Consider the following 22,798-nt stretch of genomic DNA (forward strand, 5'->3'; position numbering starts at 1 on the left):
CGGCCCGATTTCATTTTCGCACAAGCTTCGGGGGCTAGTGTTCCGGCGGACAGTCATGCTGGGAGTCGCTCAATCGTGCCGGAACAGATCCAGAGCATCATCTCGAATCTCCGCGGCTTTGGCGTCAGGCGCCTGGCCATGCTGGCGGGCATCGCCGTCCTGGTGATGGGCGTCATCGGCATCGCCTCGGTCTACCTCAACCGCCCGGCCTACGACACGCTCTATGTCGGGCTCGATCGCTCCGACGTGAACCAGATCGGCCTGGTGCTGGGCGAGGCCGGCATCGGCTTCGACGTCGGCGCCGACGGAACCTCCGTGCTGGTTCCGGCCGGCACCACGGCGCAGGCGCGCATGCTGCTTGCCGAAAAGGGCCTGCCGACCAGCGCCAATGCCGGCTACGAACTGTTCGACAATGTCGGCGCGATGGGCCTCACCTCCTTCATGCAGCAGATCACCCGGGTGCGCGCGCTCGAAGGCGAGATCGCCCGCACCATCCAGTCAATATCGGGTATCAAGGCGGCGCGGGTCCACATCGTCATGTCCGAGCGCGCCAATTTTCGTCGCGACGAACAGCAGCCCTCGGCCTCGGTCGTCATCCGCTACGCCGGCATCGACGCGGAGAAGAGCGCCATGTCGATCCGCCATCTCGTCGCCGCCGCCGTCCCTGGCCTGTCGGCCGACAAGGTGACGGTGCTCGATTCCAACGGCAATCTGCTGGCCGCGGGCGATGACCCATCCAACACCAGTGCCGCTCGCACGCTCGGCGTCGAGCAGACCGTGGAAGCGCAGATCGGCGACAACATCCGCCGCGCGCTTACGCCCTATCTCGGTCCCGACAATTTCCGCGCCAGCGTCAAAGCCGATGTCAACACCGACACCCGCCAGACCGAAGAGACGATCTTCGATCCGGAGTCCCGCGTCGAGCGCTCGGTGCAGTCGGTGCGCGCCAACGAGAACAGCAACCAGAAACAGGCCTCGACCCCGGCCAGCGTCGAGCAGAACCTGCCGGAGACCCAAGCGACCAGCACCGAGGGTCCGCAGACCTCCTCGGCCAACGACCGCAAGGAGGAGATCACCAACTACGAGATCAACTCCAAGAAGATCGCCACCGTCTCCAATGGCTACAGCGTCACCAAGATGTCGATCGCCGTCGTCGTCAACCAGGATCGGCTGAAGACGATCCTGGGCAAGGATGCGACACCGGACCAGATCGCCAAGCGCGTCGCCGAAATCCAGAAGATGGTCAGCTCCGCCACCGGCTTCGACGACAAGCGCGGCGACGTCATCGACGTCTCGGCCGTCGAGTTCATCGACGGGCTGGACGGCGAGGCGGTGCCACAGGCGGGAATGCTCGATTCCATCGGCCAGCATGCCGGCACGCTGATCAATGCCGGCGCCTTCATCGTGGTGGTGTTCCTGGTCGCCTTCTTCGGCTTGCGGCCGATGGCGGCCGCGCTGACGGCAAAGGCGACGCTCGCTATAGCAGGCCCCAATTTCGATGAAGTCCAGCGCTCCCTGCCCACCCCGGAGGCGGCCGCTTCCGCCGATGCGGGTGCCGCCATTGGCGCTCTGCCCGGCACGCGTGCCGGCGCCACCCCGCTCGACGATCTGCGCCAGAAGATCAGGCCGGCTCCGCAGGAGCGGCTTGCCCGCATGGTCGACATCAACGAGGAACGCACCGCGCAGATCCTGCGCAAATGGGCGGCCCAGGAAGTCGCGGCGTAGACCATGCCCTCCGCAGCCCTCTTTGATCTTCTCCCGGATTTCGGCACGCGCGCGCAACGCGCCAGTCAGCCGCAGGCCACCGCCGAGCACAAGCCCGAGGCGGCAGCATCGACGGCCGATATCGGCACGCTGATCGCCGAAGCCGTTGCCCAGGCGGAGGCGGCGCTCGGCGAACGGCTTGCCGCGGCCCATGAAGCGGCGCTGCAAGCGGAACGCCAGGCAAATGCCGACGAAGCGAAGGCCTTTCTCGACAGCTTCGGCGGCGATGTCGGCAAGGCGGTCTCGTCGCGCATCGACGCCATGGAGGCGCGCGTGACGGATCTTGTCGGCGCCACTGTCGCCCGCATCATCGGCGGCGTTGTCAGCGACGATCTGCGGGAGCGCTCGCTCGAAGCGCTCGCCGGCGCGATCCGCGAAGCCGTTGGCGATGGCGAAGCGGTGCGCATTGCCGTTCGCGGGCCGCTCTCGCTGTTCGAAACGCTGAAGGCGTCGCTTGGCTCCCGCGCCGCAAATCTCGACTTCATCGAGGCGCCCGGCTTCGACCTGATGGTCACCATCGACGAGGCCGTGTTCGAAACGCGCATGGCCGAGTGGTCGGTAACCCTGTCCGAGGTCCTGTCATGAGCGTCGCCGAAGCCGATCATGGCAGGCACGAGATCATCATCGTGCGGCGCGGCCATGACGACCACGACGAAGGTCATCATGGGGGCGTCTGGAAGATCGCCTTCGCCGACTTCATGACCGCGATGATGTGCTTCTTCCTGGTCATGTGGCTGATCAATGCCGCCAACGAACAGACCAAGACGGCCGTCGCCAGCTATTTCAATCCCGTCAAGCTGGTCGACCGCGAGTCTAGCCGCAAGGGCCTTAAGGATCTCGGCAATGGACCGCGCGCGGCCGGGCCGACGGCCGACGACCCTCAGGAAGCGACCACCAAGGCTGGACAGGACGGCACCGGCGCCGCGGGCTCGTCCAATCGCAAACAGGACAAGCAGGAGCCACAGCAGTCGCAACAGTCCGACGAGCATCTTTTCGCCGACCCCTATGCGGTGCTTTCGGAGATCGCCACGGATACCGGCGTCATGCAGAATGTCAGCCAGAAGGGCGATGGCGGCGCGCAGAATTCCGGCCCCGCGACGGGCGCCTCGGGCGGCGCGTCCTACCGCGATCCTTTCGAGCCGGACTTCTGGTCGCAGCAGGTCGCCGCGCCCGGCGCCGAGGCGAGTGCCCAGCGCCCCAGGGTCGAGGGCGATCCGCTCAAGCCCGGCGACAAGGCTGCCGAGACACAGATCGCCAAGGTCAAGGCCGTGCCGCCGGCGCCGCCGATCAAGGATGCACCACTGGAGCCCCTGGCCGGGGATGGCAATGACACCGCGCCGAAAATGGTCACGACTGGTGATGCCAAGATCGGTGATGCCAAGGCGGGCAGCGCTAAAGCTACGGACAACAAGGCGGATGTGGCTAAGGCGGACACGGCCGCAGCGAAGCAGGAGGCCGCAAAATCCGAGGTGGACAAGGCTCCGACCGCCGCCGCGCTGAAGGCCGCCGCGGACGTTAAGCAGCTGCTGGCCGACGCCTTCAAGCCCGGCGACAAGCTGCATGACGGCGTCTCGGTGGAAGCCACCGACAAGGGTGTCGTCATCTCCATCACCGATCAGCTCGACTTCGGCATGTTCGAGGTCGGCTCTGCGGTGCCGAGCCGCGAACTGGTGCTGGCGATGGAAAAGATCGGCCGCATCGTCAACAGCCAGAAAGGCACCATCAGCATCAACGGTCACACCGATGCGCGTCCCTTCCGCGGTGCCAGCTACGACAATTGGCGGCTGTCGACGGCGCGCGCGCACTCGGCCTACTACATGCTCGTGCGTGGCGGCGTCGATGAACGCCGCATCACCGAGGTTGCCGGCTTCGCCGATCGCCAGCCCAAGGATTCCGCTGATCCAATGTCGGCGGCCAACCGCCGCATCGAAATCCTGATGGCGACCGGCGGATGAAACGGGCGGCGCTCACCGGCCGCATGATGGCGCTGCTGCTGCTGCTAGCCACGGCTAGTCCGTCCGCGGGCCTCGCCCAGGATGCGCTGCAGCCTTATCAGCTGGTCCGCTCGTTGCAGCTCGTTCAGGACCGCATCGCCGCCGGCGATCACGCCGCGATGCCGATGCAGGCCAAGCTGCTCGAAATGACCGATGCGCGGTTACGCGCGGCGGACGCCGAGGATTTCAAGGATGCCAAGAATTTTCGCGCGCTGCTGGTCTACGGCATGAGCGGCGGCAATCCGGTGACCGTCGAGGCGGCCGTATCGCGTGCCGCCTCCGATCCGCAGAACCTTGCCATAGCCAAAGGGGTAATCGACTATCTGAACGGCCGGCCAGGCGAAGCGATCGAAGCTCTGAGGCCGATCGACCCGATGACCCTGCCAGGCGATCTCGGCGCATTCCTCGCTTTGGTCAAAGGGTCACTGCTTGCCACGGATCAGCCGGCGGCCGCACTCACGCTGCTCGATGAGGCCAAGCTGCTCAGCCCCGGCACTCTGGTCGAGGAAGCGGCTTTGCGGCGATCGGTCGGCATTGCCGTGACGCAGGGCGACGCGGCGCGGTTCGCGCTTGCCTCCACCCAATATGTCGAGCGCTACCTCTATTCGCCTTACGCCAGCCAGTTCGCCGACTCCTTCGTCTCCGGCGTCATCGCACTGCATATGTCGATCAGCCAGGACAAGCTGGCCGACATCACCTCGATGATGGACCCCGAGCGCGAGAAGGTGATCTATCTGCGTATCGCGCGCCGCGCCGCGATTGACGGCATGAGTGACTTGTCGGCCTTCGCCTCGGCGCGGGCCGAACAGGGTCGCGACGGCAACACCAACCAGGGCGATCCGCGCGCCCTGCTTTATTCCAGCCTGTCCACGGTGACCTCCGATACCATCGAGGACGTGCGCACCAAACTTGGCAAGATCGACCGCAGCAAATTATCGGACGGCGACCGGGCCTTGCTCGATGCGGCCCAGGCCATCGCCGGCGAAGTGGTGGCGCCGCCTGCTTCCCTTCCGGTCGCCAATCCGGCGCCCGCGTCGGTCGTACCATCGCCAGAACCCGAAATTGCGGCCGCATCGACCACGGATGCCGCCGGATTGCCACCCGTCGAGGGTGCCGTGTCCGAGAAGCCGGCCATGGCGCCCCAGGCGGCGGCGCCCGCTGCGCCGAACGTATCCGCGCCGGCAACCGACGCGGCAACCGTCCTGCCGGCATCGGCCCCGGCGGTCGCGGCCAGCGCCGACACGACAGACCCGACCGACGCCGCCATGACGAAAACCCGTCGACAGCTAGACCTGATCGACCAGATGCTTGGAGCCGCCCCGAAATGACCCCCAGCCTCGGCCCGGCCCTGCCAGGATTTACCACCGCGCGTACGGCCGAGCAGCCGGCCGCGTCCGGAAAGAAGGACGACACCGGGTTCGGAGAGATGGTACACGGCGGCGCAAGCCCTGCCCATTCGGAGAAGCAGCCACCGGCCGAGCCAGGCTCCCGCGATCCGCGGTGGAGCAAGCTTGCCGCGGAGCTTGCGGCAAAGGCAGGCGAGGACGGGCCCAGGCCGGCCAGCAAGGCAAGGACCACGCCGAGCGGATCGTCTGCCGCGAAATCCATGAAGGACGGCAAGGACGCCGGGACGGACAAGGATGCCTATGCCGACGCGCCGGCTGCCGAACCGGGCGCGACGCCGCTCGACGAGCATCTAGCGCTGCTGATGGCGTTTCATGACCTGCGCCATTTCTCGACATCGGCCAAAACGGCCGACCAGAGCGCGGCCGGAACGGGACAGGACGCCACGGTCGTTGGACAGCTTCCGCCGAAGGCTTATCGGCAGAAATCCGCCGCCGGGCGTGACGGTCTCGAGCCCATGGCCAAGCCCGAGCGGGTATCACTGGTCGACGTACCGCTGACGAAACTCGACGGCCGGCTCATTCGCGATGCCGCCGGCACGCCGAAACATGACAGTACGATCGCGGCCGGCCCCTTGCCCGAGGTGCCTGCGGAAGTGCCGGGCGTGGAGACGAAACAGGCGGCGCCGCAGCTGAAATCGATCGCCGATCTCCAGTCGTCGTTGCGGTCCGAGCCGGGAAAACAGCAGTCGGCGGCGGCACGCATCGACGTTGTTTCCGAACGCAGCTTCCCCGCGCCGCCGCAGGCACCGATAAGCCAGGCAGCCCTCAACGTGATCGGCGCCATTTCAGCCGATGGCGGTCCGAACCAGGCGCTTTCCACCGCTTCCGCGACAGCTCAGCTGACGGGCTCTGTTGCCGTTGCGACACATGTGTTGAAGATCGAACTTCACCCGGCCGAACTGGGCATGGTCACTGCCCACCTTCGGCTCTCCGGAGAACAACTGTCGATTGAGTTGAAGCCCGAAACACACGATGCCTATCGCCGGCTTTCCAGTGACGGCGAGGCGATCCTTAAGTCGCTGCGCGGGCTGGGCTTCGAGGTCGACAAGGTCACCATCCTGCAACCTTCGGTCGCAATACCCTCCACAATCCGCACGGATGCAACCGCCTCGGTGAGCGCTGCACCCGGCCGCGATCCGTCATCCTTCCAGCCCGGAAATTCCAGCGGCGGCAACAGTGGAGCCGGCGGCCAGCAGCCAGGTCAGCAATCCGCAAGGGGTAATCATGATGAAGCGCAAGCACACGGCCGCGCCGCTTCGCCTTCTCGCGAGCGCGCTGGCGGCGATGTTTTTATCTAGCCTAGCGAGCAGCGCAGGCGCCGCCACCAATCCTTGCGAACCCGAGATCCTGCGTGCCGCCGACCGCTATGGCGTGCCTGCCGGCATCCTCTATGCGGTCGGGTTGACGGAAACCGGAAACAAAGGCAGCCTTCAACCCAACGCATTGAATATAGGAGGAAAAGCAGTCTTCCCGAGAAGCCGGGACGAAGCTCTTGCAGCCTTCGCGGACGCCCAGCGCGAGGGCAAGACGCTGATCGATCTCGGCTGCATGCAGATCAACCATCACTATCATGCCTCGCATTTCCGAAGCGTCAAGGACATGCTCGACCCGCGCCAGAACGTGGACTACGCGGCACGCTTCCTGGCCAGCCTCCATGCCCGCCATGAGACCTGGTCCATGGCCGTCGCCCGCTATCATGCCGGACCCGACAACGACCCGGCGCAGAAGGTCTATGTCTGCAGGGTGATCGCCAACATGGTGGCCACCGGCTTTGGCAAATGGACGACGAACGCTCGCGCCTTCTGCAACCCGTAAGCGCATTCTCCACTTCTAATACATCAGTCCCGCGGCTGCGGAGCGGTCGATTCGACTTGGCCGGGACTTGGACCGCAAGCATATCTGGCTGCACGCTAATGCAACCGACACGTTCCAGACTCCCAAGAAACTAGTTACAAGAAATGACGGTTGTTCAGGATTCCCGCCAGCGGATACGCCTTTCTCCACGGGGCAAATGTGCTGATTCGGAGGCGGGGCCGATGATCGTTATCGTTGACGAGCGAGAGCTCGTGACAGAGGGCTACAATTCACTTTTCGACCGCGAGGGGATCGCCTGCGCCGGTTTCGCGCCGGGCGAGTTCGGCGAGTGGGTCAACTCGGCCGCCGACACCGATCTGCGATCGGTGCGGGCCTTCCTGATCGGCGACTGTCGCGACGGCGCGATCTCGCCGCGCCAGATCCGCGACCGCACCGGAGCTCCGGTCATTGCGCTCAGTGAGCAGCATTCGCTTGAAAACACGCTGCGGTTGTTCGAGAGCGGCGTCGACGACGTCATCCGCAAGCCGGTGCACATCCGCGAAATCCTGGCCCGCATCACCGCCATTCGCCGCCGCGCCAGCGAGGACGTCGCCTATACCGAGATCGGCGCCATGCGCATCTTCATGGACGGCCGCGATCCAGAGATCGACGGTCAGCCGCTGCCCTTGCCGCGCCGCGAGCGCCGTATCCTGGAATATCTAGCGAGCAACCGTGGCCGCCGCGTCACCAAGACCCAGGTGTTCAACGCCATCTACGGCATCTTCGACGAGGAGGTCGAAGAGAACGTGGTGGAAAGCCACATCAGCAAGTTGCGTAAGAAACTGCGCGAGAAGCTGGGCACCGACCCGATCGATTCCAAGCGCTTCCTCGGCTACCGGCTCGTGTTCTGATGCGGCACCGCGCCAGCCTCGCGCAAGACAGGACGCGTAGCCTCGAAGCCAGTGGCATGGATATTGCGGAGACATCTCGATGAGCCTCTACGGAATGATGCGGACCGGCGTTTCGGGCATGAACGCCCAGGCGAACCGCCTGTCGACGACAGCCGACAACATCGCCAACTCCGATACCACCGGCTACAAGCGGTCCTCGGCCGAATTTTCGACATTGATCATGCCGTCGACCGGTGGCGCCTATAATTCCGGCGGCGTCACCACCACGATCCGCCAGGCGGTCAGCGATCCGGGCGTGCTTCAATACACGACCTCGGTCTCCGACCTTGCCGTCAGCGGCGATGGTTTCTTCGTCGTCCAGGATCCAAGCGGCACGCCTTTCCTGACCCGCGCCGGCGCCTTCGTTCCCGACGCACAGGGCCGGTTGGTCAATGCCGCCGGTTTCCAGCTGATGGCCTACAGCTACGCCAATGGCACGCCGGCGGCCACGGTGAACGGCTTTGAAGGTCTCGAGCCGGTTGTCATCGCCGACCAGGGACTGACCGCAACTCCGAGCACCCAAGGCAATTTCAGCGGCAATCTGCCGGCAGGCGCGACACCCGTCGCTGCCGGCAACCTGCCCAGCACGAACTCGGCGGGAGCGCAGTATACTTCGAAATCCTCGATGGTCGCCTATGACAATCTCGGCAACAAGAAGTTGCTCGACGTCTATTTCACCAACACCGGGGCCGGCACCTGGGAGGTGGCGGTCTTCGACCAGTCGAAGGCGACAGCCGGAACTGGCTTCCCCTACGCTGCCGGCGGCGCCTTGGGCACGGCCAACCTAACCTTCGATACCACCACCGGCAAGCTCACCGGCACCCCGACCGGCATTTCATTCACCGTCCCGGGCGGCGCCAGCCTTGCCCTCGACTTGTCGAAGCTGACCCAGCTCGGCACCGGCTTCACCGTCACCGACGCCCAGGTGAACGGCAACGCGCCGAGCACCATCGACAAGGTGCAGATCAGCAAGGACGGCACCATCTACGCCCAGTACAAGGACGGCACCTCCAAGCCGCTCTACAAAATTCCGCTGGCCGACGTGCAGAGCCCCGACCAACTCAAGGCGCTGCCTGGCAATGTCTACGCGCAAGGTACCGACTCCGGTGCGGTCCGTGTCGGCTTTGCCAACGAAGGCAAGGCCGGTTCGATCATCTCGGGCGCGCTCGAGAATTCCAACGTCGATATCGCGGAGGAATTGACCGACATGATCGCGGCCCAGCGCAGCTACACCGCCAATTCCAAAGTCTTCCAGACCGGTTCCGACCTGATGGACGTCCTTGTCAACCTGAAGAGATAAACCGGGCTTCGCCCGTGAAAGACCAGCATGTCGCTTTCCTCCGCACTGAGCATCGCCCAATCGGCGCTTCTGGCCACCTCGCGGCAGACAAGCGTCGTCACGCGCAACGTGGCGGACGCCGACAATCCGAACTATTCGCGCCGCATCGCGCTGGTCACCAGCACGACGCCCGGCGCGCGTTCGGTTGATGTCCAGCGTGCGGCGAACGATCTGCTGTTTCGCCAGAACCTCGGCGCTCTGTCCGCCTACGCCGGCCAGAGCGCGCTTTACAACGGCATGGATCAGCTCGACGTATCGGTGAATGGCGTCGACAATGCCTCCTCGCCTTCGACAGCGATCGGCAATCTGCAGCAGGCGCTGCAGCTATACGCCACCTCGCCGTCCAACCAGAATCTTGGCTCGAGCGTGATCGACGAGGCCAAACAGGTCGTGCGGTCCCTGAATGAAGGCTCCAAGGCCATTCAGGACTTTCGTACCCAAACCGACGGCCAGATCGATACCGCCGTCAAGGATCTCAATTCGCTGCTCAACCAGTTCCAGGATGCCAACATCGCGGTCATGTCCGGAACCCGTTCCGGCACCGACGTTTCCGATGCGCTCGACCAACGCGACGCATTGTTGAAGAAGATCGCCAATTACATTCCGGTGTCGACCTTCACGCGTGGCGACAACGACATGGTCATCACCACGGGTGACGGCACGACATTGTTCGAGACGATCCCACGCACCGTCAGCTTCGCTCCGTCTTCGGGCTATGCCGCGGGTGCGGCCGGCAACACGGTCTATATCGACAACGTACCGGTCTCGGCGGGCAGCGGCGGCAACACCACAGCCAGCGGCACGATTGCCGGCCTGCTGCAATTGCGCGACGGCGTCGCCTCGACCATGCAGAGCCAGCTCGACGAAACCGCGCGTGGCCTGATCACCGCCTTTGCCGAAACGGCGCCGTCGATGCCCAACGCGGCGGGCCTGTTCACCTGGTCGGGCGCACCGGCGGTGCCAGCCGCGGGCACGCTCGTCGACGGCCTTGCTGGAACGATCAAGATCAATGCCGCGATGGATCCCAGCACCGGCGGCAACCCGACATTGCTGCGCGATGGGGGCGCCAACGGCGCCGCCTACGTCGCCAACACCACTGGAGGGGCTTCATACTCCAACCTCCTGGTCGCCTATGGCGACCAGCTCGACAAACCGATGACGTTCGATCCGTCGGCCGGGATTTCGGCAACCTCCAGCGTTGCCGACTATACCGCCAATTCGATCGGCTGGTTGCAGGGCGTTCGTCAGCAGGCTTCGGCCGCCGCCGACGCCAAGGAAGCCCTGGCTCAGCGCAGTGCCGATGCCTTGTCCAACGCAACCGGAGTCAATGTCGATCAGGAAATGTCGTTGATGCTCGATCTCGAGCACACCTATCAGGCATCCGCCCGGATGATGAAGACCATCGACGACATGATGACGGCGCTGTTGAGCGCGGTGGGATAAGCCATGACCTTTGTCTCCTCTGCTGCCCTTACGAATGCAATGCGCTATCAGCAGATGCGCATGCAGGCCGATCTCGTAAAAGCCACGAAAGAGTCCTCGACCGGCAAGGTCGCCGATGTCGGTCTGGCACTTGGTGGGCGTACCGCCCAATCCGTTACCTTTTCGCGCGACCTCGACCGGCTCAACGTCATTGTCGATTCCAACGGACTGGTGGCCGCCCGGCTCTCATCCACCCAGACCTCGCTCGGCCAGCTCTCCAACGTCGCGCAGACTTTCCTGTCCAGCCTGACCACCGCGTCGTCGGGCGACAACTCCGACAGCCTGACCCAATCGACCGGCCAGACAACGATCCAGCAGCTTACGTCGATCCTCAACACCAGCGTCAACGGCGAATATCTGTTCGCTGGCACCAACACCGACGTCAAGCCGATCAACGATTTCACGGCCGCCGGCTCTCCCGCCAAGGCTGCCTTCGACGCCTCCTTCCTCGCCAAATTCGGCTTCACGCCCAATGACCCGGCCGCGGCCAACATCACCGCGGCCCAGATGGACGATTTCATCACCAACGATGTCACGCCGCAGTTCGTCGGTTCGGGCTGGCAGACCAACACGTCGAATGCCACCGACCCGCAGATCGTTAGCCGCATCGCGCTCAACGAAACCACCGAGACCTCGACCGGCGCCAACAGCGACGGCATCAGGAAGCTCGCCATGGCGGCGGCCTTGGTCTCCAGCCTGATGGCCACCGGCATCAGCCAGCCGGCAAAAGACATCATCATCGACCACTCGCAGAAATTGGTCGGCGAGGCGCTGAGCGGCATCGCGCAGGTCCAATCCCAGACCGGCATCGTGCAGAAGCGCGTCTCCGATGCCAGCGACCGCATGAAGACGCAGATCGACCTGTTCGAACGGCACATTCTGGATCTCGAGGCAGTCGATCCGGCGGAAGCGGCGACCCGCGTCGCCAATCTGACGCAGCATATCGAGACCTCTTTCGCCCTGACGGCGCGCCTGCAGCAGCTCAGCCTGTTGAATTACCTGACCTGACACCTCTAGCGGAACGGTAGAGCCACCGATGTACCAATTCTCCTACGCCGACGTTCAGAGCACCTCCGTCACGGACGCCAAGGACCGCGAGCGGGACCTCCTGACCCGCTCGATCGACATGCTGTCGGCCGCTGCCGCGGCCGGCCAGCATTCGATGGAGGCAGTGGAGGCGCTGCATTTCACCAATCGCGTCTGGACCACCTTCGTCGAGGATCTCGGCTCCAGCGAAAATGCGCTCCCCAAGGAATTGCGCGCCAACCTGATCTCCATCGGCCTGTGGCTGCTGCGCGAGGCCGAGGACATCCGCCAGGGCCGCACCGACAATTTCGAGGGGCTGATCGAAGTATCCCAGATCATCCGCGACGGCATTCAATGACCAACACGTTGAAGTTATCGCTGAAGCCCAATGAGAAGATCTACATCAACGGCGCGGTCATCCGCGTCGACCGCAAGGTCACCATCGAGCTGATGAACGACGTGCAGTTCCTGCTCGAGAGTCATGTGATGCAAGCAGACGACGCGTCGACGCCATTGCGGCAGCTTTATTTCATCGTGCAGGTCATGCTGATAAACCCGACTGGTGCCGACGAAGCGCGCGAGATGTTCCGACGCTCGCTGCCACTGCTCATTGCAAGTTTCGAAGACGCCGAGATCGGCAGCGCGCTGAAACAGGTCGACCGCATGGTCGGCGAGGATCACATTTACGAGGCCTTGAAGGCGATCCGTTCGCTTTATCCTCTGGAACGCCGCGCGCTTGGCGGCAATGACGATGTTTCGGGCGCCGCGCGCCCGCTGGCCGTGGGAGCACTATACTGATGACCGTGGACATGACGACGACGGTGCCGGTTGGCGCCAACCAGACCACCACGTCGACCTCGAAGACGGCGGTCGACTATCAGTCCTTCCTGAAGCTTCTGATCGCGGAGATGAAGAACCAGGATCCGACCAAGCCCATGGATTCGACGGCGTATGTCGCCCAGCTCGCCACCTTCTCCCAGGTCGAGCAATCGGTGCAGGCCAACACCAAGCTCGACCAGATCATGCAGTCCTCGGCGCTGTCGCAGGCCGACGCTCTCATAGGCCGCAACATCACCTCGGCCGATGGCAAGACAACGGGCACCGTGGCGTCGGTGACGCTTGGCAGCAACGGACTGATCGCAGTGCTGCAGGATGGCACCACGGTCCCCGTCGGCGCGGGCGTGTCGATCAAGCCGGCGAGCTAGGCCAACCGCCGACATGAACGAGGCCGACGCACTCGACATCGTCCAGTATGCGGTGTGGACGGTGCTGACCGCATCCGCTCCGGTGGTGCTGGTCGCCATGGCGGTCGGCATTGGCATCGCCTTGATCCAGGCGTTGACACAGATCCAGGAAATCACCTTGACCTTCGTGCCCAAGATCGTCGCCATCATGCTGGTGGTGGCACTTACGGGTCCCTTCATCGGTGGCCAGATATCGGCCTTCACCAATGTCATCTTCGAGCGAATCCAGAACGGTTTCTGAGCGATTTCCAGCAAGGGTGCTCGACCCTTCCGTCTATATTGCGCCGGATGGTGCACGGCTTGCGGGCGGCCGGGTTGCAGCTAGAGTGCCGTTCCATGATCCGGCGATTTGTCGGCCTGACATAGCGGTATTGTCTCGATGAGGTCTCGCGCACCCTTGAACCAGCCCGGCACTCCATGTGCGGCATAGCCGGCGTCTGGCGCAAACGCGATCCGATCGGCGGCGGCGACATTGCCGACGTCGCCCGCATGATGCAAGCGCTGGTCCATCGCGGGCCAGACGACCACGCCAGTTGGAACGACGGCCGGCTGGCGCTCGGTCACCGCCGGCTCTCGATCATCGATCTGTCGGCGCAGGCTCGCGAGCCGATGCTCACCGCCTGTGGCCAAGGCGTGCTGGTCTACAATGGCGAGGTCTACAACTATCGCTCGCTGCGGGACACGCTGCGGGCTGAAGGCAGGCGGTTCCGGACAGCCTCTGATACCGAGGTGGTTCTCGAAGCGCTGCACCATTGGGGGCCGGACCAAGCCATCCCGATGTTCGACGGCATGTTCGCCATCGCCTATTTCGACGCCCGTGCCGACGCCCTGTGGCTCGCGCGCGACCGTCTCGGCATCAAGCCGATGTCGGTTGCCGAAATGGGTGAGCGGATCCTGTTCGCCTCCGAGGATAAGGCGATCCTGGCCTGCGATGGCGTCGCCCGAACCATCGATGCGCGCGAAATCACGTTGCGCCTCGCTTGGCAAAGCCGTGATTCCTGTTCCAGCCTGTTTCAGGGCATAGAGCGGCTGCCGCCGGCAGCTCTATGGAAGATCAGCGATGCGGGCGTCGAGAAGCGCTGTTTCTGGCATGTCCTCGACGTGCTCGATGCCGCCCGTATCGTTGGCGATACCGCCACCGACGCGGAGCACATGGCAACGCTGGAAGCGTTGATCGAAGATAGTGTCGGGCTCCATTGCATCGCTGACACCAGCCTCGCCGCTGCCTGCAGCGGCGGCGTCGATTCCGGCCTCGTCACCACGCTGGCCAAACGGTTCAGGCCGGAGATGACGGCCTATGTCGTCGACCCCCGCATTGGCCACAGCGAGGCGGATGACGCGCAGCGTACCGCCAGCCACGCCCATGTACCGCTGAACAGGGTCCCGGTCGACAAGGACCGGTTCCTCGACCTGTGGCCGAAGACCATCTGGCATCTGGAAAGCGACGGCTGGCATGCAAGCCATGTCTGCCTGCTCGCGCTGGCCGAGCAATGCCGGGCCGATGGCTTCAAGGTGCTGCTGACCGGCGAAGGCGCCGACGAACTCTTTGGCGGCTACGACTGGCAGGAAGCCAGCCTGAAATTGTGGCGGCCATGGTCCTGGCCGGGTCGGCTGTTTCGGTCCAGGAACAAGCTCGCCCGCAGATTCGAGCGCCAGCGCCATGCCCCCTTCCGGACCGCGATCGGCTTTGCCCATGGCTGGGACCGCAACGCCGTGCTCAGGGCGCTTTCGCCGGAATTGAATTTCCTTCAGGCAAGGATCTTCGACCGGCTGGAGCCGGTGACGCCGCTTGGCGACCGCGCCTTCCTGGGATGCTGCCTTCACGACATGTATTCGCATCTGCAGGATCTGCTGAACCGGCATGACCGTCTCAGCATGGCGGCCTCGGTGGAACTCAGGGTGCCATTCCTCGAGAACCGGCTGATCGACTTCGCGATCCATCTGCCTCGGCGCCACAAATACCGCCAGAAGCAGGGAAAGTGGCTTTTGAAGAGGGTGGCGGAAAAACACATTCCGGTTCAGAATGTAAAGGCCAGGAAGAACGGCTTCCAAATATCCGCGAACTTTACCACCGGCACCGAGACCCTATTGAATGGTGGCTTTCTGCGCGATGCGATGAAGTGGCCGGCATCTTCGGTCGCGGATCTGGTCGACCTGGCCAGGCGCGACCAGCCGTCGAGGCTTCGGCTGGTGGGAATGGAGCTTTTCCTTCGTCTCCATGCCGGCGGCCAGTCCGCCGGCCAACTGAGCGAAGCGTTGCATGCGGCCGTGGCCGAGGCGCGTTGAAACGGCAGGCTGGATGCCAAAGGCGCGCCGTGGCCCTTCGCTCTCCCCTTGTTGGACCATGGGCTTCTCAGCAACGCATTCGCCCTTTGCGCCGCGATGCCATAGTTTCGGCCAATCATGCGGGGAAACGGATCCCCGCAAGGATCAGCGCGCCGTGGCAGGAACCCATCCATGACTGACGAGAAGCCCGATAGCGAAAGCGTCTCGGCGCTGGCGCCGTTCCGGCATGGCATCTTCCGGGCCGTATGGGGTGCGAGCCTCGTCTCCAATTTCGGCGGCTTGATCCAGGGCGTCGGCGCCGCCTGGATGATGACCACCATAGCCACCTCGCCCTACCAGGTCGCCCTGGTCCAGGCCTCGACCACCTTGCCGATCATGCTGTTCGCGCTTGTCGCCGGCGCCATCGCCGACAGCTTCGACCGCCGCAAGGTGATGCTGGTCGCGCAGACCTTCATGCTGGTCGTTTCGGTGCTTTTGACCGCGTTCACCTATCTGGACCTGATCACGCCGTGGACGCTGCTGGCCTTTACCTTCCTGATCGATAGCGGCACTGCGCTCAACAGTCCGTCATGGCAGGCCTCCGTCGGCGACATCGTTCCGCGCAACAAGGTGCCTGCCGCCGTGGCGCTGAATTCCATGGGCTTCAACCTGACACGTAGCGTCGGCCCGGCAATCGGTGGCATCATCGTCGCGGCCGCCGGCGCGGCCGCGGCCTTCGCGGCGAACGCGGTGAGCTATGTCGGTCTTATCGTCGTGCTGGCACGCTGGAAGCCGGATCTACCGGCCTCGACCTTGCCGCGCGAGTCGTTGGGGGCGGCCATGGGCGCCGGCCTGCGCTACGTCGCCATGTCGCCCAATATCGGCAAGGTGCTGGTCAGGGGCGCCGCTTTTGGCTTCAGCGCCGGCGCGGTGCTGGCGCTGCTGCCGCTGGTGGCGCGCGACGTCGTCAAGGGCGATGCGCTGACCTACGGCATCATGCTGGGCGCCTTCGGCATCGGCGCCGTCGGCGGGGCGCTGATCAGCGTGCGGCTGCGCCAACTGCTCTCCAGCGAGACGATGGTGCGCTGTGCCTTCGCCGGCTTTGCGGCCTGCGCATTCAACGCCGCCGTCAGCCAGCATGCCTGGCAGACCTCGCTCGGCCTGCTGGTCGGCGGTGCCTGCTGGGTGATCGCGCTCTCGCATTTCAATGTCACCGTGCAGATGGCGACACCGCGCTGGGTGGTCGGCAGGGTTCTGTCGGTCTACCAGACCGCAACCTTCGGCGGCATAGCACTGGGCAGCTGGATCTGGGGTGTCGTCGCCGACGCGCATGGCGCCGAGACGTCGCTGATCGCCGCGGCCATCGCCATGCTGGCCGGCGGCGCCATCGGCCTCGTGCTGCCGCTGCCGCAACAGCAGGTGCTCAACCTCGACCCGCTGAATCGCTTCAAGGAGCCGCACCTGGCACTCGACCTGAAGCCGCGCAGCGGTCCGATCGCCATTATGATCGAATACATCATCAGGCATGAGGACGAGGCGGAATTCCTCGCCACAATGGCCGAGCGCGGCCGCATCCGCCGCCGCGACGGCGCCCGCAACTGGACACTGGCTCGCGATCTCGAAAATCCGTCGATCTGGATCGAGCACTACCACACGCCGACCTGGCTCGAATATGTCAGGCATAACGGTCGCATCACCCATGCCGACGCCATGGTCGGAGAACGCTTGCGGGCGCTGCACTCGGGCGACGAGCCGCCGCGCGTGCGCCGCGTCATCGAGCGTCCGACGACCGCCGGCACCGCGTTGGTGATGGCCAAGGGGCCGATTGAGCACTGACGAATTCGAAGGTTCGCGGCGCCTACCCCTCGCCCGACAGGTCCCGGCGCGCCTTCTCGAGCTCTTCCGCATAGCGCCGCATCAAATGGCCCTCGGTCAAAAGCCCGAGCACGATGTGGTCGGCGAAGTCCTCGACCACGGCCAGTTCCTCCGCGCCGGCGCGCTGGAAGGTCTCGGCGGCGGCCTGCACGTTCATGCTGGGCACCAGGACGGCATCCTTGTACTGGGCAAGGTCGCGCACCAGCGCCTCGCCCCCGGAAGGATCGCTGTGCAGTTCGGCCACGATCAGCACGCCGACATATTCATCCCCTGGGTCGACCGCGATCACGCGCTGGGCCGAACCCAACGGGAATTCCTTGCGGAAGGCGGCCAGCGTCGTCGATGCATCGATGGTCCTGATGTCCTCGCGCATCATCGAGCCGACGGTCAGGCTGCGCATCCAGCCGACATCGTGGGCGCTGCGGATCGTCTCGCCGCGCAGGTGGAACCGCCAGGTCGAGAACGAATAGCCGAAGGTCTCGCGCACCAGGATCGCCGCCATGATCGAGGCGGCAAGCACCACGCCGGTGAGCGTCAGGTCGCGGGTCGATTCCAGCGCCAGGAAAGTCATGGTCAGCGGCCCGCCGACGACACCGACGGCAAGCGACGTCATGCCGACGACGGCGGCGACGGAGGGGTCGATACCGGTCGCCGGCGACACGAGCGCCATGACACCGGCGAACGCCTTGCCGAGCAGCGCGCCAAGGAACAGCGAGGCGAAGAACAGTCCGCCGCGAAAGCCCGAACCCAGTGAGATCGCCGACGCCGCCAGCTTAAGCGCGAAGACGCTCGCCACCACCGCCAGCCCGTAATTCATGGCGAATTCGCGATGCAGCGCGCCGTGGCCGCTGGACAGGACCTGCGGCGTGACCAGGCCGAGGAGGCCGACCAGGACACCGCCGACGACGGGACGGAGCGAGGCATCGACCGACAGCCTGTTGAACCCGCGCTCGATCAACGTCACCAGTTGCATGATGGCGATCGAGGCAGCACCGCCAAGCAGGCCGAGCAACAGGAAGGGCACATATTGGCTGGCAGTGAGTTGCGGCAACCCTGAAAGCTCGAGCGGAAAGGGCACGCCGCCGAACACTTCCGCCGTCAGCGACGCCGAAATCGCGGCCGTCATGACGGGCGCGACATTGGCGACGGAGTAGATGCCGATGACCAGCTCGAAGCCGTAGAAGGCGCCCGTCAGCGGCGCATCGAAGGCGGCCGAGATGGCGCCGGCCGCACCGCAGCCGACGAGGATGCGCACATCGTTGCGGCGCAACCGGAAGGCGCGCGCCAGTCGTGAGGCGACGCCTGAACCGACCTGTGTATAGCCCGCCTCCAGGCCGACCGAAGCGCCGAAGCCGCTGGAAATCATCGTCTGGACGACGATGATGAAGGTGTCGGTCAGCGACATGCGCCCGCCATAGAGGGCGTTGGCCTCGATCGGATCGACCGGCGTGCGGAATTTCCGGAGCCTCAGCCAGATCACCGATATTCCGAGCAGGATGCCGCCGATCGCCGGGATCAGCGCCTGTATCGGATTGGCAAGCGAGAACATGCCCGACAGCCGGCCGCCGGGCTGAACGCCGAACAGCAGCCCGTGCAGGTCCTGTACGATCTGGCTCATCGCGGTGACCAGAATGCCAGCCATGACGCCGACAACGCCCGCCAGCACGACGACGGCGATGCCGCGCGCCTCCAGCAGAGGGACTGACCTCAAAAGCACCGCGCGCAGCCGGCGGGCGTAGACTTGGGGTTGGTTTCTGGAAAGCACCGGGACGGCTCGCCGATATCAAGGCAAAGGAAGACCCGCCTGATACGCCGGGCGCCACGTCGTGACAACCACAATGCCCACATCAGTGCGCCATATGGCCGCGAAACCGCCCGATCCGGCCTTTCCCGCCTTGGGCCGACGAGGCTGCCCGCCACTTGCGAACTCACCATGCCCTTTCGGCACAATGCGTACACCGAGCCGGAGCCGGCGAGGACCTAGCCGCCGGCCGCTCAGGTCGGCATGGCTTCGCCGGCCTCGTAGAGCACGAGATTGCGCTCGCCGATACCAAGCCCCGGCCAGCTCGCGCGCCAGTCGGCAAGATGCGGAGAGCGGAAATGCGCATCCAGTGCCGGTCTGGCACGCCACACCTTGGTGATCCTGATCAAGCCGGGATCAAGCACATCCTGCGCATAGGAATATTCAAGGCAGCCGTCCTCGGCGCGGCTGGCGCGAACCATGCGCTCCATCACCGGCCTTGCCTCGTCAAGCCTGTCGGGCGGCAGGCGGATCGTACCGATGATCAGCAGCATGAAGTGTCCTTCGCGAGAGAGTCGATCCCGTCACTCTCCCACCCTCGCGCAAGCTTGGCCAGGTACCCTCGCCGGGCTGTCGCATGCTCGGCAGCCCTGTGGTTCGAGGACGAGAATGGCGATCAGCGAAAGCATCCAGCCCGGCGCGGTGGCCAAGAACGGCCGCGACGTCTTCTTCGCGCTCGGCATCGTCGTCATCCTGGCCGTGCTGTTCCTGCCGATCCCGGCCTTTCTCATCGACATCGGGCTTGCCTTCTCGATTGCGCTTTCGGTGCTGATCCTGATGGTGGCGCTGTGGATCCAGCGGCCGCTCGATTTCTCGTCCTTCCCGACCGTGCTGCTCATTGCCACCATGCTGCGCCTGTCGCTCAACATCGCCACCACGCGCATGATCCTGTCGCACGGCAATGAGGGCACGCACGCCGCCGGCTATGTCATCGCCGGCTTCTCCAAGCTGGTGATGGCCAGCGATTTCGTTATCGGCCTGATCGTTTTCATGATCCTGATCGTGGTGAACTTCATCGTCATCACCAAGGGCGCCACCCGTATCGCCGAGGTCGGCGCACGCTTCACCCTCGATGCCATCCCCGGCAAGCAGATGTCGATCGACGCCGACCTCTCCGCCGGCATGATCGACGACAAGACCGCACAGCTGCGCCGCCGCGAACTGGAAGAGGAATCCTCCTTCTTCGGCTCGATGGACGGCGCCTCGAAATTCGTCCGCGGCGACGCCATCGCCGGCCTCATCATCACCGCCATCAACATCGTTGGCGGCATCGCCATCGGCTACATCAGGCACGGCATGGGTATGGGCGAGGCCGCCGACGTGTTCATCAAGCTGTCGGTCGGCGACGGTCTCGTTACCCAGATCCCGGCGCTCATCGTCTCGCTCGCCGCCGGCCTGCTGGTCTCCAAAGGCGGCACGCGCGGCTCGACCAACCAGGCCGTGTTCGGCCAGCTCGGCGCCCATCCGCGCGCGCTCTACGTGGCGGCCGCGCTACTGGTGCTGCTCGGCCTGATGCCCGGCCTGCCACTGTTCCCGTTCTTCGCACTCGCCGCCGGTATGGCCGGCCTCGGCTATGTCATTCCGATGCGCCATAACCGGGCCATCGTCGAGGCCGAGGCGCTGAAGAGCCAGGAAAAAGCGAGCAAGGCCGAGGAAGAGAAGAACTCGGTCAAGGCCTCGCTCGCCACCGCCGAGATCGAACTGCTTATCGGCAAGCAGCTTTCCACGCGGCTCCTGGTCTCGCATCAGGAACTGGTCTTCCGCATGTCCAAGATGCGCAAGAAATTCGCCCAGCAGTATGGCTTCGTCGTGCCGGAAGTCCGCGTCGCCGACGACTTCGCCATCCCGCCGAAAAGCTATCAGATCAAGGTGCACGGCACCGTGGTCGCCGAATATTCGATGCGCGTCGGCGAGATAATGGTGCTGCTCGGCAACCGCGACATACCCGAAATCCCAGGCGAGGAAATTCGCGAGCCCGCCTTCGGCATGCGCGCCTACTCCGTCATGGAGACCTTCGCGGAAGATCTGAAGCGCGAGAACTTCACCTTCGCCGACAACATGTCGGTGCTGCTCACCCATCTCTCGGAAGTCATCCGCAATAATCTGCCGCAGCTCCTGTCCTACAAGGACATGAAGGCGCTGCTCGAACGTCAAGATCAGGAATACCGCAAGCTCGCCGACGAGATCTGCACCACCCACATCTCCTATCCCGGCCTGCAGGCGGTGCTCAAGCTGCTGCTTGCCGAACGCGTCTCTATCCGCAACCTGCATCTCATCATCGAGGCCATCGCGGAGATCGCGCCGCATGTGCGCCGCACCGAGCAGATCGTCGAGCATGTGCGCATCCGCATGGCCCAGCAGATCTGCGGCGACCTCTCCGAAGGTGGCGTACTCAAGGTGCTGCGCCTCGGCAACCGCTGGGATCTCGCCTTCCACCAGAGCCTCAAGCGCGACGCCAAGGGCGAGGTGCGCGAATTCGACATCGATCCGCGCCAGTTGGAGGAATTCGGCCAGGACGCCACCAAGGCGATCAAGAAACACCTTGAAGCCGGCGAGCGTTTTGTCCTCGTCACCGCGCCCGACGCCCGCCCCTATGTGCGCATGATCATCGAGCGCCTGTTCACCACGCTGCCGGTGCTCTCCCATGTCGAAATCGCCAAGGGCGTCGAGATCAGGGTGCTCGGGACCATATCGTGAGCATTCTCTCGCAGGCCGTCGTCATCGCGGCGTTCCTCGCCTTCTGCCGCATCGGTGCCTGTTTCATGCTGATGCCGGGCCTGTCCAGCGCCCGCGTCCCGGTGCAGGTCAGGCTGTTCGTCGCGGTCGCCGCCACAGGCGGCCTGCTCGCCTTCCTGTGGGACAAGATCTTTCCCTTCGTCGATCCGCGTCCGCAGATCCTGGTGCCGATGATCGTCTCGGAGTTGCTGGTCGGCGGACTGATCGGCGCCATGACCAGGCTCTACATGGAGGCGCTTCGCTTCATGGGCTCGGCCATCGCCATGCTGATCGGCTATGGCGGCTCCGGCGGACCGGCGATCGAGGAACCGGAGCCGCAGGCGGCCCTTGCCGCCATTATTTCATTCTCGGCGCTGCTGATGCTGTTCGTCTTCGACTTCGATCACGAGATCGTCCGCGCCCTGGTGGCGTCCTACACGGTCGCGCCAGTCAACGTCTTCTTCAACCCGCAGGCAGCGCTGGTCGACATCACCGACACCGTGTCGGACACGTTCTTCCTGGTCATCCGCCTCGGCAGCCCGTTCGTCGCCTATGCCATTCTCGTCAATCTGACGATCGGCTTCGTCAACAAGCTGACGCCGCAGATCCCGATCTATTTCATCTCGCAGCCCTTCGTCATCGCCGGCGGCATGCTGATCTTCTATTTCGCCGTCGGCACCATGCTGTCGCTGTTCGTCGACGGCTTCGTCGACCTCACGTTGGCGAGGTGACATGAGCACGCGCAAGGATCGTCTGAGGAAACTGATCAAGGTGCAGGAACAGCTGAAAGCCCTGCACGAGACCCGCCACGCCACCTTCGTCGCCGAGGCAAGCGCCGCCGAGACCGAAGCCCGCGAATTGATCGGCCATTTCGACCAGGACAATTCCCTCTCCAGCCTGTTTCCCGATCTCTATCATCGCCGCATCGCCCAGGCCGTCGTGCGCCAGGAGGAAAGCCTGGAAAGCGCCAGGAAGGAAGCCGGTCTGATCGCCGCGGCAAGCGCGCGCACCAACATGGTCGAGCGCGCCTACAAGGACCTGCGCAACCGTCACGAACGCGAGACATCAGACCGCGAGCGGCTGGACCTGATCGCGCAGAAGCGACATCCCGAAGCAGGTGAATAGGCCTCCCACTCCCCGCAA

The 22,798-nt window shown here is 64.5% G+C and carries 21 protein-coding genes; 19 read left to right on the plus strand and 2 right to left on the minus strand.

Annotated elements, in window-relative coordinates; translation table 11 throughout:
* The first annotated feature begins 75 nt into the window (after positions 1–75).
* The 16 genes from fliF to ACVWWD_RS02375 all read left to right on the plus strand — a co-directional run bounded on the left by fliF (position 76) and on the right by ACVWWD_RS02375 (position 17,100).
* Entirely contained in the window at positions 76–1,725 is a 1,650-nt protein-coding gene (gene fliF / locus ACVWWD_RS02300) for a flagellar basal-body MS-ring/collar protein FliF (protein ID WP_352547815.1), read from the plus strand.
* Between the two features lie 3 nt (positions 1,726–1,728).
* Entirely contained in the window at positions 1,729–2,349 is a 621-nt protein-coding gene (locus tag ACVWWD_RS02305; RefSeq protein WP_352547817.1) for a hypothetical protein, read from the plus strand.
* On the plus strand, positions 2,346–3,719 hold the full coding sequence (locus tag ACVWWD_RS02310) for a MotB family protein (RefSeq protein WP_352547819.1): 1,374 nt from the start codon (positions 2,346–2,348) through the stop codon (positions 3,717–3,719). The genes ACVWWD_RS02305 and ACVWWD_RS02310 overlap by 4 nt, the downstream gene beginning before the upstream one ends.
* Positions 3,716–5,086 carry a chemotaxis protein MotC gene (locus ACVWWD_RS02315; RefSeq protein WP_352547821.1) on the plus strand — a complete coding sequence of 457 codons (1,371 nt, stop codon included), beginning with the start codon at positions 3,716–3,718 and terminating at the stop codon, positions 5,084–5,086. Before ACVWWD_RS02310 ends, ACVWWD_RS02315 begins: the two co-directional genes overlap by 4 nt.
* Positions 5,083–6,462 (plus strand): flagellar hook-length control protein FliK, encoded by a 1,380-nt coding sequence (gene fliK, locus ACVWWD_RS02320; protein ID WP_352547823.1) that lies wholly within the window; start codon positions 5,083–5,085, stop codon positions 6,460–6,462. Before ACVWWD_RS02315 ends, fliK begins: the two co-directional genes overlap by 4 nt.
* Entirely contained in the window at positions 6,392–6,979 is a 588-nt protein-coding gene (locus ACVWWD_RS02325; protein WP_457103612.1) for a transglycosylase SLT domain-containing protein, read from the plus strand. The genes fliK and ACVWWD_RS02325 overlap by 71 nt, the downstream gene beginning before the upstream one ends.
* Positions 6,980–7,200: 221 nt before the next feature.
* Positions 7,201–7,869, plus strand: a complete 669-nt coding sequence (locus ACVWWD_RS02330) for a response regulator transcription factor (RefSeq protein ID WP_015315897.1) — start codon at positions 7,201–7,203, stop codon at positions 7,867–7,869.
* A 79-nt stretch (positions 7,870–7,948) separates the two neighbouring features.
* Positions 7,949–9,208, plus strand: coding sequence for a flagellar hook protein FlgE (locus ACVWWD_RS02335; protein WP_352547827.1), 1,260 nt, complete (start codon positions 7,949–7,951; stop codon positions 9,206–9,208).
* Positions 9,209–9,235: 27 nt separating this feature from the next.
* Entirely contained in the window at positions 9,236–10,690 is a 1,455-nt protein-coding gene (flgK, locus tag ACVWWD_RS02340; RefSeq protein ID WP_352547829.1) for a flagellar hook-associated protein FlgK, read from the plus strand.
* Positions 10,691–10,693: 3 nt separating this feature from the next.
* Complete coding sequence (locus ACVWWD_RS02345) at positions 10,694–11,737, plus strand: flagellar hook-associated family protein (RefSeq protein ID WP_352547832.1); 1,044 nt, start codon at positions 10,694–10,696, stop codon at positions 11,735–11,737.
* Between the two features lie 28 nt (positions 11,738–11,765).
* Positions 11,766–12,113, plus strand: a complete 348-nt coding sequence (gene flaF, locus ACVWWD_RS02350) for a flagellar biosynthesis regulator FlaF (RefSeq protein ID WP_023770463.1) — start codon at positions 11,766–11,768, stop codon at positions 12,111–12,113.
* Positions 12,110–12,553 carry a flagellar biosynthesis repressor FlbT gene (flbT, locus tag ACVWWD_RS02355; protein WP_352547834.1) on the plus strand — a complete coding sequence of 148 codons (444 nt, stop codon included), beginning with the start codon at positions 12,110–12,112 and terminating at the stop codon, positions 12,551–12,553. The genes flaF and flbT overlap by 4 nt, the downstream gene beginning before the upstream one ends.
* The gene (flgD, locus tag ACVWWD_RS02360; RefSeq protein ID WP_023770465.1) at positions 12,553–12,960 is read left to right on the plus strand and encodes a flagellar hook assembly protein FlgD; all 408 of its coding nucleotides are present in this window, start codon (positions 12,553–12,555) and stop codon (positions 12,958–12,960) included. The genes flbT and flgD overlap by 1 nt, the downstream gene beginning before the upstream one ends.
* A gap of 13 nt (positions 12,961–12,973) precedes the next feature.
* Positions 12,974–13,240 (plus strand): flagellar biosynthesis protein FliQ, encoded by a 267-nt coding sequence (gene fliQ, locus ACVWWD_RS02365; protein ID WP_023770466.1) that lies wholly within the window; start codon positions 12,974–12,976, stop codon positions 13,238–13,240.
* Positions 13,241–13,416: 176 nt separating this feature from the next.
* Positions 13,417–15,285 (plus strand): asparagine synthase (glutamine-hydrolyzing), encoded by a 1,869-nt coding sequence (gene asnB, locus ACVWWD_RS02370; protein WP_457102893.1) that lies wholly within the window; start codon positions 13,417–13,419, stop codon positions 15,283–15,285.
* A 171-nt stretch (positions 15,286–15,456) separates the two neighbouring features.
* Positions 15,457–17,100: an MFS transporter gene (locus tag ACVWWD_RS02375; RefSeq protein WP_023793928.1), complete on the plus strand. Its 1,644-nt coding sequence runs from the start codon at positions 15,457–15,459 to the stop codon at positions 17,098–17,100.
* Positions 17,101–17,122: 22 nt separating this feature from the next.
* Here ACVWWD_RS02375 and ACVWWD_RS02380 read toward each other — a convergent pair whose 3' ends face one another.
* Positions 17,123–18,904 (minus strand): chloride channel protein, encoded by a 1,782-nt coding sequence (locus ACVWWD_RS02380; RefSeq protein ID WP_023793925.1) that lies wholly within the window; start codon positions 18,902–18,904, stop codon positions 17,123–17,125.
* A gap of 230 nt (positions 18,905–19,134) precedes the next feature.
* The gene (locus tag ACVWWD_RS02385) at positions 19,135–19,434 is read right to left on the minus strand and encodes a putative quinol monooxygenase (protein WP_352552187.1); all 300 of its coding nucleotides are present in this window, start codon (positions 19,432–19,434) and stop codon (positions 19,135–19,137) included.
* 115 nt (positions 19,435–19,549) lie between these two features.
* Between ACVWWD_RS02385 and flhA the strand changes: the two genes are divergently transcribed.
* From flhA to ACVWWD_RS02400, 3 genes are read left to right on the plus strand one after another with little or no spacing between them, the layout of a single operon-like run.
* Complete coding sequence (gene flhA, locus ACVWWD_RS02390) at positions 19,550–21,637, plus strand: flagellar biosynthesis protein FlhA (RefSeq protein WP_352552184.1); 2,088 nt, start codon at positions 19,550–19,552, stop codon at positions 21,635–21,637.
* Entirely contained in the window at positions 21,634–22,386 is a 753-nt protein-coding gene (fliR, locus tag ACVWWD_RS02395; RefSeq protein ID WP_023781305.1) for a flagellar biosynthetic protein FliR, read from the plus strand. Before flhA ends, fliR begins: the two co-directional genes overlap by 4 nt.
* A gap of 1 nt (position 22,387) precedes the next feature.
* Positions 22,388–22,780, plus strand: a complete 393-nt coding sequence (locus ACVWWD_RS02400) for a hypothetical protein (protein WP_023781304.1) — start codon at positions 22,388–22,390, stop codon at positions 22,778–22,780.
* The last annotated feature ends 18 nt before the right edge of the window (positions 22,781–22,798 follow it).

This window comes from Mesorhizobium sp. URHB0026, assembly GCF_054059755.1.